Annotated in this window: 9 protein-coding genes and 1 pseudogene; 7 read left to right on the top strand and 3 right to left on the bottom strand. The window is 62.5% G+C overall.

The window, feature by feature from the left end; all coding sequences use genetic code 11:
• Window positions 1–62 precede the first annotated feature (62 nt).
• From priB to dnaB, 4 genes are all read left to right on the top strand, one after another.
• Complete coding sequence (priB, locus tag Q0C59_RS16630; RefSeq protein WP_056276853.1) at window positions 63–350, top strand: primosomal replication protein N; 288 nt, start codon at window positions 63–65, stop codon at window positions 348–350.
• Window positions 351–361: 11 nt separating this feature from the next.
• Window positions 362–643 carry a 30S ribosomal protein S18 gene (gene rpsR / locus Q0C59_RS16625; protein ID WP_056276851.1) on the top strand — a complete coding sequence of 94 codons (282 nt, stop codon included), beginning with the start codon at window positions 362–364 and terminating at the stop codon, window positions 641–643.
• A gap of 13 nt (window positions 644–656) precedes the next feature.
• Window positions 657–1,109, top strand: coding sequence for a 50S ribosomal protein L9 (gene rplI, locus Q0C59_RS16620; RefSeq protein ID WP_291217568.1), 453 nt, complete (start codon window positions 657–659; stop codon window positions 1,107–1,109).
• A 198-nt stretch (window positions 1,110–1,307) separates the two neighbouring features.
• Entirely contained in the window at window positions 1,308–2,735 is a 1,428-nt protein-coding gene (gene dnaB, locus Q0C59_RS16615) for a replicative DNA helicase (protein ID WP_291217566.1), read from the top strand.
• Window positions 2,736–2,801: 66 nt separating this feature from the next.
• Here dnaB and Q0C59_RS16610 read toward each other — a convergent pair whose 3' ends face one another.
• From Q0C59_RS16610 to Q0C59_RS16600, 3 genes are all read right to left on the bottom strand, one after another.
• A complete protein-coding gene (locus tag Q0C59_RS16610) occupies window positions 2,802–4,571 on the bottom strand; it encodes a PhoH family protein (protein ID WP_291217564.1) in 1,770 nt (589 codons plus the stop codon).
• Between the two features lie 187 nt (window positions 4,572–4,758).
• Window positions 4,759–5,235 (bottom strand): peroxiredoxin, encoded by a 477-nt coding sequence (locus tag Q0C59_RS16605; RefSeq protein ID WP_291217561.1) that lies wholly within the window; start codon window positions 5,233–5,235, stop codon window positions 4,759–4,761.
• Between the two features lie 166 nt (window positions 5,236–5,401).
• Window positions 5,402–5,782 (bottom strand): Mth938-like domain-containing protein, encoded by a 381-nt coding sequence (locus Q0C59_RS16600; protein ID WP_291217559.1) that lies wholly within the window; start codon window positions 5,780–5,782, stop codon window positions 5,402–5,404.
• A gap of 138 nt (window positions 5,783–5,920) precedes the next feature.
• Between Q0C59_RS16600 and Q0C59_RS16595 the strand changes: the two genes are divergently transcribed.
• The 3 genes and pseudogenes from Q0C59_RS16595 to Q0C59_RS16585 form a co-directional block, all read left to right on the top strand.
• On the top strand, window positions 5,921–7,147 hold the full coding sequence (locus tag Q0C59_RS16595) for a pyridoxal phosphate-dependent aminotransferase (RefSeq protein WP_291217557.1): 1,227 nt from the start codon (window positions 5,921–5,923) through the stop codon (window positions 7,145–7,147).
• 26 nt (window positions 7,148–7,173) lie between these two features.
• Complete coding sequence (locus Q0C59_RS16590) at window positions 7,174–8,496, top strand: homoserine dehydrogenase (RefSeq protein ID WP_291217555.1); 1,323 nt, start codon at window positions 7,174–7,176, stop codon at window positions 8,494–8,496.
• A pseudogene (locus Q0C59_RS16585) lies at window positions 8,496–9,211 on the top strand (threonine synthase); the annotation flags it as partial. The gene Q0C59_RS16590 and the pseudogene Q0C59_RS16585, both read left to right, overlap by 1 nt.

Genomic DNA, 9,211 nt, shown 5'->3' with positions numbered 1-9,211 from the left:
CAGCAGCACCAACCGCAGGAACAGGCCCAGGCTTGATGCCCGGTGCGCGTTAACGTCAACGGGTGAACCAGACTCAATTGTCGGCCGTGGTGGTGCAGGTGCAGAGCCTGCGTTACACACCGGCAGGCATACCGGCCGTCAACCTCGTGCTCGAACACGAGTCACAGATCGTCGAACTGGACACCCCCAGGCAAGTGAAATTGCAACTCAGGGCCATCGCCTTCGGGTCGCACGCCGAAATCCTCTCCCGACAGGGACTCGACTCGGTCTGTGAGTTTCACGGCTTCCTGACCAACGCGCGCAATGGCAAAGGCGTGGTGTTCCACATCCAAGATTTCAGCAAGACATAGGAAGGCCCATCATGGCGTCACCCAAACGTTTCAACAAAGACAAGCGCCCCAAGCGCAACACCCAATCGCTGCTGTTCAAGCGCAAGCGCTTCTGCCGCTTCACCGTGGCCAACGTCGAAGAAGTCGACTACAAGGACGTCGATGTCCTGCGCGACTTCATCGCCGAGAACGGCAAGATCATTCCCGCGCGCCTGACTGGCACGCGTGCCTTCTACCAGCGTCAGGTCAACACAGCCATCAAGCGCGCGCGCTTCCTCGGCATGTTGCCTTACAGCGACCAGCACCGCGTCTGAAAGAGAGCCTGACATGCAAATCATCCTGCTCGACAAAGTTGTCAATCTCGGCGCCCTCGGCGATGTGGTCAAGGTCAAGGACGGCTATGCCCGCAACTTCCTGATTCCCGCCGGCCGCGCCCGCCGCGCCACGCAAAACGCCATTGCCGAATTCGAAGCACGCCGCGTCGAACTCGAAAAAGTGGCTGCTGCCAAGCACGCCGAAGCCCAGGCTTTGGGCGAGAAGCTCGCCGCTGTGACGGTCAAGCTGTCGCAAAAAGCCGGTGTGGACGGTCGCCTGTTCGGCTCCGTCACCAACCACGACGTCTCCGAAGAGCTGAACAAGCAAGGCTTCAAGGTCGCGAAGTCGCAAGTCCGCATGCCGAACGGTCCCCTCAAGAACGTGGGCGACTACACGGTGAGCGTGAACCTGCACACCGACGTGACGGTTGAAGTCAACGTGACGGTGCTCGGCGAAACCGCCTGAGTTCCGCGCGGGCGCCCAGGCGCTTCGCTCGAAAGCCGCCGCCCTTTGGGCTGCGGCTTTTTTGTTTGTGGTGAGGGCAGCCCGGATGGCCGGCCAGGCCGTCCGTCATCCACCCGTTTTACCGGACTTGTCCACAGACTTGTCCCATGACTTCCCAGGGTCCTGCGCGTACGATGGCCCTTTACTTTTTGCACGCCGATGTCTGCCGTTTTTTCCAGCTCCTTCTCCTCTTTTGACGCCGGCCTGGACGAAGGCGGTGGCGGCGCTGACCGCCAGGTGGCCCAACTGCGTGTTCCACCGCACTCCATCGAGGCTGAATCCAGCGTACTCGGCGGGCTGCTGCTCGACAACGGTGCCTGGGACCGGGTGGCGGACCTCGTCAACGATTCCGACTTCTACCGCTACGAACACCGCCTGGCGTACTCGGCCATCGCCACGATGGTCAACGCCAGCAAACCTGCCGACGTGGTGACCGTGTTCGAGCATCTGCAGAACCTCGGCAAAGCCGAGGAGGCTGGCGGCCTGGCCTACCTGAACTCGCTGGCGCAGTACGTACCCAGCGCCGCCAACATCCGGCGTTACGCCGAGATCGTGCGCGAGCGCGCCATCCTGCGCAAACTGGTGGCCGCCAGCGACGAGATTGCCACCGCTGCCTTCAACACGCAGGGCAAGTCGGTCGACAAGATTCTGGACGAGGCCGAGCAAAAGATCTTCAACATCGGCGAAGAAGGCTCGCGGATGAAGGAGGGCTTTCAGGGCATGGACACGCTCGTGGTTGAACTGCTCGACCGCGTGCAGGAAATGGCCGACAACCCCAACGACATCACCGGTGTGCCCACTGGTTTTGTTGACCTGGATCGCATGACCTCGGGTCTGCAAGCCGGTGACCTGGTGGTGCTGGCCGCGCGTCCGTCCATGGGCAAGACCGCGTTTGCGATCAACATCGCCGAGCACGTGGCGCTCAACGAGGGCCTGCCGGTTGCAGTGTTTTCGATGGAAATGGGGGCCTCGCAGCTGGCCGTGCGTATCGTCGGCTCCATCGGCCGAATCAACCAGACCCACCTGCGCAACGGCAAGCTCACCGACGACGAATGGCCGCGCCTGACAGAAGCCATCGAGAAGCTGCGCAATGTCTCGCTGCACATCGACGAGACGCCCGGTCTCACAGCCAGCGTGCTCCGCGCCAACGCGCGGCGTCTCTCGCGTCAGTGCGGCAAGCTTGGCCTGATCGTGGTCGACTATTTGCAGCTCATGAGCGGCAGTGGCGGCGATGGTGACAACCGGGCCTCTGAACTGGGCGAGATTTCGCGTGGCCTGAAGATGCTGGCGAAAGAACTGCAGTGCCCTGTGATTGCGCTCTCGCAGCTGAACCGAAGCGTGGAGACCCGAACCGACAAGCGCCCGATGATGAGCGACTTGCGCGAGTCCGGTGCCATCGAGCAGGATGCAGACATCATCATGTTCATTTACCGCGATGAGTACTACACCAAGGACGCTTGCAAGGAGCCGGGTGTGGCCGAGATCATCATCGGCAAGCAACGAAACGGCCCCACCGGCACGGTGAAGCTGGCCTTCCTGAACATGCTCACGAGGTTCGAGTCGCTCGCCGGCGGCGGCGACTACTGATGTGGGCTTTTCCAAGAAAAAACCCGGCCATGGCCGGGTTTTTTGTTGTTCTCTTGAACGGTGCGTTCAGAGCACTTCCGACGCAAAGTCGGCCAGTCGCGAACGCTCGCCACGCGCCAGCGTGATGTGCCCACCGTGCGGCCAGCCCTTGAAACGGTCCACGGCAAACGTCAGGCCCGACGAGCCTTCGGTGAGGTAGGGCGTGTCGATCTGCGCGAGGTTGCCCATGCAGATGATCTTGGTGCCCGGGCCCGCGCGCGTGATCAGCGTTTTCATCTGCTTGGGCGTCAGGTTCTGCGCCTCGTCAATGATCACGTACTTGTTCATGAAGGTGCGGCCGCGCATGAAGTTCATGCTCTTGACCTTGATGCGGCTGCGGATCAATTCGTTGGTGGCCGCGCGGCCCCACTCGCCGGCGTTGCCGCCATCACCCTTGGCCAGAAACTCCAGGTTGTCGTCGAGCGCGCCCATCCACGGGCCCATCTTTTCCTCTTCGGTGCCCGGGAGAAAGCCGATGTCTTCGCCCACGCTCACGGTGGCGCGGGTCATGATGATTTCGGTGTAGCGGCGGTCGTCCAACACCTGAGTGAGGCCACTGGCCAGGGCCATCAGCGTCTTGCCGGTGCCTGCTGTGCCGGCCAGCGTTACAAAGTCGATCTCGGGGTCCATCAGCAGGTTGAGCGCGAAGTTTTGTTCGCGGTTGCGGCTTGTGACGCCCCACACCGCGTTCTTCAGGTGGGTGTAGTCCTTGAGCGTCTTGAGCACCGCGGTTTTGTCGCGGATCTCGGTCACACGGGCGTAGAGCGAGGGCTCCCCCGGTGCTTCGAAGTACACAAACTGGTTGATGTAGAACTGCCCGACTGCCGGTCCGCTGACGCGGTAGAAGGTGTGGCTGCCGCTTTGCCAGCTCTCGATGGTCTTGCTCTGGCGTGTCCAGAAATCTTGAGGCAGCGCCAGCGCGCCGGCGTACAACAACTCGCCATCGTCCAGCGTCTTGTCGTTCTGATAGTCCTCGGCGGCCAGCCCCAGCGCGCGCGCCTTCACGCGCATGTTGATGTCTTTCGACACCAGGATCACCTCGCGCTCGGGATGGCGTTGGCGCAGCGAATGCACCACGCCCAGGATCTGGTTGTCGGCCTTGCCCTGCGGCAGGCTGGAGGGCAGGTTGCTCTCCAGTGGCTCGGTCTGGAAAAACAACAGGCCACGCGCGCCGTGGTGACCGGTGGCCGAGAGCTTGAGGCCCTTGGTCATGTCGCCGCCCTGCTGCGCCACCAGCGCGTCGAGCGTTCGACTGGTCTGGCGCCCATTTCGAGCCACTTCGGTCATGCCTTTTTTGTGACCATCGAGCTCTTCGAGCACGATCATGGGCAGGAAGATGTCGTGTTCCTCGAAGCGGAACAGGCTCATCGGGTCGTGCAGCAGCACGTTGGTGTCCAGCACGAAGAGCCGGGCGGGGCCGTTGCCCGCCTTGCCCGCGGAGCGGCGGCGACTGCCTGCCGATGGCGTGACCTGAGCAGGCCGCGGGCTTCGAGCAGCCGTGCTGACTGCAGGCATGACTTTCTGCAGCGTGGGCGCCATCTCCGAACGCTCAGCCACCACCGGGCTTGCCACTGCGGTGGGCTTGCGGCTGCGGCCGACCGCGCGGCCACCAGCCTTGGCGGCGGGTGGCGGTGTCATCGCTGTAACCTCAGGCAGGCGTGCTGGCTGAACAACGGGCGCAGACACAAGGGGTGACGCGTCGGCTTCCAGCTCGAACGGTTCTTCGGCTGCTTTGAGGCTGTAAGCCTCGGGTGAAAGAAGGGCGGCGCGTTTGGAGGGAGCAGGAGGCAGTGGCATGTGGGCTTGTGTGTTCAGCGCGAGGCTGGAAAACAAAAAGCCGCCGGGGTGACCGGGCGGCTTTGGAGTCTGCTTGGCGTGTGCAGAAGGAATGGGGCTGAGAGGCTTCCCGGCGTCATGAATTCATTATGCATGACTCTTGTGTCTCGACTCCCTGCGGTGGAGAGCCCACTCGGGCAAGGGCCAATCAGGCAGCTTTCTTGAGGGCCTTGACGGCCTTGAGCACGTCTTCCACATGACCGGGAACTTTCAGGCCGCGCCACTCTTCCTTCAACACGCCGTCAGGGCCGATCAGGAAGGTGCTGCGCTCGATGCCTTTGACTTTCTTGCCGTACATGATCTTGTTCTTGACCACGCCGAACATGTGGCACATTTTCTCTTCTGTGTCGGCGATCAGCTCGAAAGGCAGTTCGAGCTTGGTCTTGAAATCGTCGTGCGATTTCATGTTGTCGCGCGAAACGCCGAACACCTGGGCGCCGGCCTTGACGAAGTCTTTGTACTTGTCGCGGAACTGCATGGCTTCGGTGGTGCAGCCAGGCGTGTTGTCTTTGGGGTAAAAGTACAGCACGATGGTCTGGCCCAGATGCGTCTGGTTGCTGACCTTGATGCCGCCGGTGGCCATCGATTCGAATTCGGGAATGGGTTTATTGACAACGACTGCCATACTGCGTGGACCCCTGACGTAAGTTGGTGGTGATGCGTTGGCTTCCCGGCTGTTTCACGGCGAGCCCTGCATTGCAGCAATGGGACCCGTGGCAGGAAACAATCCACTATTTTACCCTGATTGGGCCCGCCCGTCATGCGGGCGGCCCCCGGCGTCGGCCAGCGCTTCAGGTCTCCAGCAGCAAAGCCGCCACCACGCGCCGGCCTTCGCCGGCCAGGATGTTGTAGGTGCGGCAGGCGGCCGCGGTGTCCATGGTTTCAACACCGATGCGCCGGGCCATCAAGCCGCGCATCAAGGCCGGTGGCGCGAAACGCAACCGGGCGCCGCTGCCGAACACGATGAGCTCGGGCGGTTCGCTCGCTTGTTCCAAGAGCAGGTCGAAGTGCGAGATGTCGAGCGATTCGAAGCGGGCGCAGGGCCACGGCAGCAACGCGCCCTTGGGCGTGATGACCAGGCTGTGGAAATGGCGCTGCCCGTTCACCGCGATCCAGCCGTCGCCATAGCCGGTGATGGACTGGATATCCAGCTTGTCGGAGTGCAGTTTCATGGGGTGGTGGCCGATCTGGCGGGCTGCGGAACTGTGGTCAAATTGCAGGTTTTCCCTGCAGACGAGACCGAATATAACGCCCGGTGCAACACACCGGGAACACAGCGCCGCACGACCCCAGAACCCCAGGGAGTGACTTTGAAGACCATCCAGAAATCCGCCAAGCTGGCCAACGTGTGCTACGACATTCGCGGGCCGATCATGGACGCCGCGCGCAAGATGGAGGATGAGGGGCACAAGATCATCCGCCTGAACATCGGCAACCTGGCGGTGTTCGGATTTGATGCGCCCGAGGAGATCCAGCAGGACATGATCCGAAACCTGCCGAATTCGGCGGGCTACTCGGACAGCAAGGGCATCTTCGGTGCGCGCAAGGCGGTGATGCACGAAACGCAGACGCAGGGCATCAAGGGCGTGACGCTGGACGATATCTATCTAGGCAATGGCGCGAGCGAACTGATCGTGATGGCCACCAATGCGTTGCTGGACGACGGCGACGAATTGCTGCTTCCCGCGCCCGACTACCCGTTGTGGACTGCGGCGGTGAGCTTATCGGGCGGCACACCGGTGCACTACATGTGCGACGAATCCAACGGCTGGATGCCCGACCTGGACGACATCCGCCGCAAGATCACGCCGGCCACCAAAGGCATCGTGGTCATCAATCCCAACAACCCGACCGGTGCGCTGTACTCCGACGAACTGCTCAAGGCCATCGTGGAGATCGCGCGCGAACACGGCCTGGTGATCTTTGCCGACGAGGTCTACGACAAGGTGCTGTACGACGGCGTGAAACACACGGCGATTGCCAGCCTGTCGGACGACGTGCTGACATTGACTTTCAACTCGCTGTCCAAGAGCTACCGCTCGTGTGGCTACCGCGCGGGTTGGCTCATCGTCTCGGGCGACAAGAAGCCGGCCAGGGACTACATCGAGGGTCTGAACATGCTCTCGAACATGCGCTTGTGCGCCAACGTGCCGGGCCAGTGGGCGATCCAGACCGCGCTCGGTGGCTACCAGAGCATCAACGACCTGGTGGGCGAGGGAGGCCGGCTGCGCCGCCAGCGCGACCTGGCCTACGAGCTGATCACCGCCATTCCGGGTGTGAGCTGCGTCAAGCCCTCGGCCGCGCTCTACATGTTCCCCAGGCTCGATCCGAAGATGTACCCCATCGAGGACGACCAGCAGATGTTCCTGGAACTGCTGCAGGAAACGCGCGTGATGCTGGTGCAGGGTTCCGGCTTCAACTACCCCGACAACCAGCATTTCCGGATCGTGTTCCTGCCGCATGAAGACGACCTGCGCGAGGCCATCAACCGCGTCGCGAAGTTTTTTGAAGGCTGGCGAAAACGCCACGGCACCTGATTCTTTTGCTCCCAACCATGACCGACATGAAACCGATCCAAGTAGGCCTTCTGGGCATAGGCACCGTGGGCAGCGGCACGTTCAACGTGTTGCAGCGCAACCAGGAAGAGATCCGCCGGCGCGCCGGTCGTGGCATTGAAATCACCATGGTGGCCGACCTCGACACTGCGCGCGCGCAGTCCATCGTGGGTCCGAACGTGACGGTGGTGAACGATGCCCGCGCGGTCATTGCCAACCCCGACATCGACATCGTGATCGAGCTGATTGGTGGCTACGGCATTGCCAAGGCGCTGGTGATGGAAGCCATTGCCGCAGGGAAACACGTGGTCACTGCCAACAAGGCGCTGCTGGCGGTGCACGGCACCGAGATCTTCGCCGCGGCCTCGGCCAAGGGCGTGATGGTGGCGTTTGAAGCGGCCGTGGCCGGCGGTATTCCCATCATCAAGGCGCTGCGCGAAGGCTTGACCGCCAACAGCATTCAGTGGATCGCCGGCATCATCAACGGCACGACCAACTTCATCCTTTCCGAGATGCGCGACAAGGGTCTGGACTTTGCCGTCGTGCTCAAGGAAGCGCAGCGTCTGGGCTATGCCGAAGCCGACCCGACCTTCGACATCGAGGGCGTGGACGCAGCACACAAGGTCACGCTCATGAGCGCGATCGCCTTCGGCATCCCGGTGCAGTTCGACAAGGCCTATGTGGAAGGCATCACCCAGCTCGGCGCCACCGACATCAAGTACGCCGAACAACTGGGCTATCGCATCAAGCTGCTGGGCATCACCAAGCGCACCGCCAAGGGTATCGAACTGCGGGTGCACCCGAGCCTGGTGCCGTCCAAGCGGCTGATTGCCAACGTGGAAGGCGCGATGAACGCGGTCGTGGTGCAGGGTGACGCCGTGGGCACCACGCTGTACTACGGCAAGGGCGCAGGCAGCGAGCCCACCGCCAGCGCCGTCATCGCCGATCTGGTGGACATCACCCGTCTTCACACCGCCGACCCGCATCACCGCGTGCCGCATCTGGCCTTTCACCCCGACGCCATGAGCGACCTGAGCGTGCTGCCCATGAGCGAGGTGGTGACGAGCTACTACCTGCGCCTTCGCGTGGCCGACGAGGCCGGCGTCCTGGCCCAGGTCACCGGCCTGCTGGCGGGCTCGGGCATCAGCATCGATGCGGTGCTGCAGCGCGAGGCCGACGAGGTGAGCGGCGAGGGCGGCACTTCCACGGACCTCATCATCCTCACGCACAACACCCGCGAAGGCACCATGAACGATGCCCTGGCGCAGCTGCAAAATCTGCCCACCGTGCTCGCGCCCATCGTGCGCATCCGCAAGGAAGAGCTGAACTGATGTTGTACCTCTCCACGCGCGGTGACCCAGGGCGCAAACGTTTCTGCGAAATCCTGCTCGAAGGTCTGGCACCCGACGGTGGCCTGTACCTGCCCGAGCGCTACCCGCGTGTCGATGCCGCCACGCTGGCGCGCTGGCGCCAGGTGTTCAACCAAGGCGCGGCGGGCGGTTACGCGGCGCTGGCCTTCGAAGTGCTCTCGCTCTACATCGACGACATTCCCGCTGCCGATCTGCGCGCGCTGTGCGAGAAGACCTACACCGAGGCCGTTTATGGCACGCCGCAGATCGTGCCGCTGAAGAAGCTTGAAGAGGGCGTGTACCTGGAAGCCTTGTCCAATGGTCCCACGCTGGCCTTCAAGGACATGGCCATGCAATTGCTGGGCAACTTGTTCGAGTACGAGCTGGCGCGTCGCGGCGAAGAACTCAACATCCTCGGCGCCACCTCAGGCGACACCGGTAGCGCAGCCGAGTACGCCATGCGCGGCAAGAAGGGCGTGCGCGTGTTCATGCTCAGCCCGCACGGCCGCATGAGCCCGTTTCAGCAGGCGCAGATGTTCAGCCTGATGGACGAGAACATCCACAACATCGCCATTGAAGGCGTGTTCGATGACTGCCAGGACATCGTCAAAAACGTCAGCAACGACCTGGCTTTCAAGCGCGAGCACAAGATCGGCACGGTCAACTCGATCAACTGGGCGCGGTTGCTGGCGCAGGT

The sequence above is a fragment of the Hydrogenophaga sp. genome (genome assembly GCF_022844385.1).
In the GTDB taxonomy this organism is placed as follows: Bacteria; Pseudomonadota; Gammaproteobacteria; order Burkholderiales; family Burkholderiaceae_C; genus Hydrogenophaga.
The sequence above is the reverse complement of the archived record's forward strand: the minus strand, read 5'-3'. Positions and strand labels throughout refer to the sequence as shown.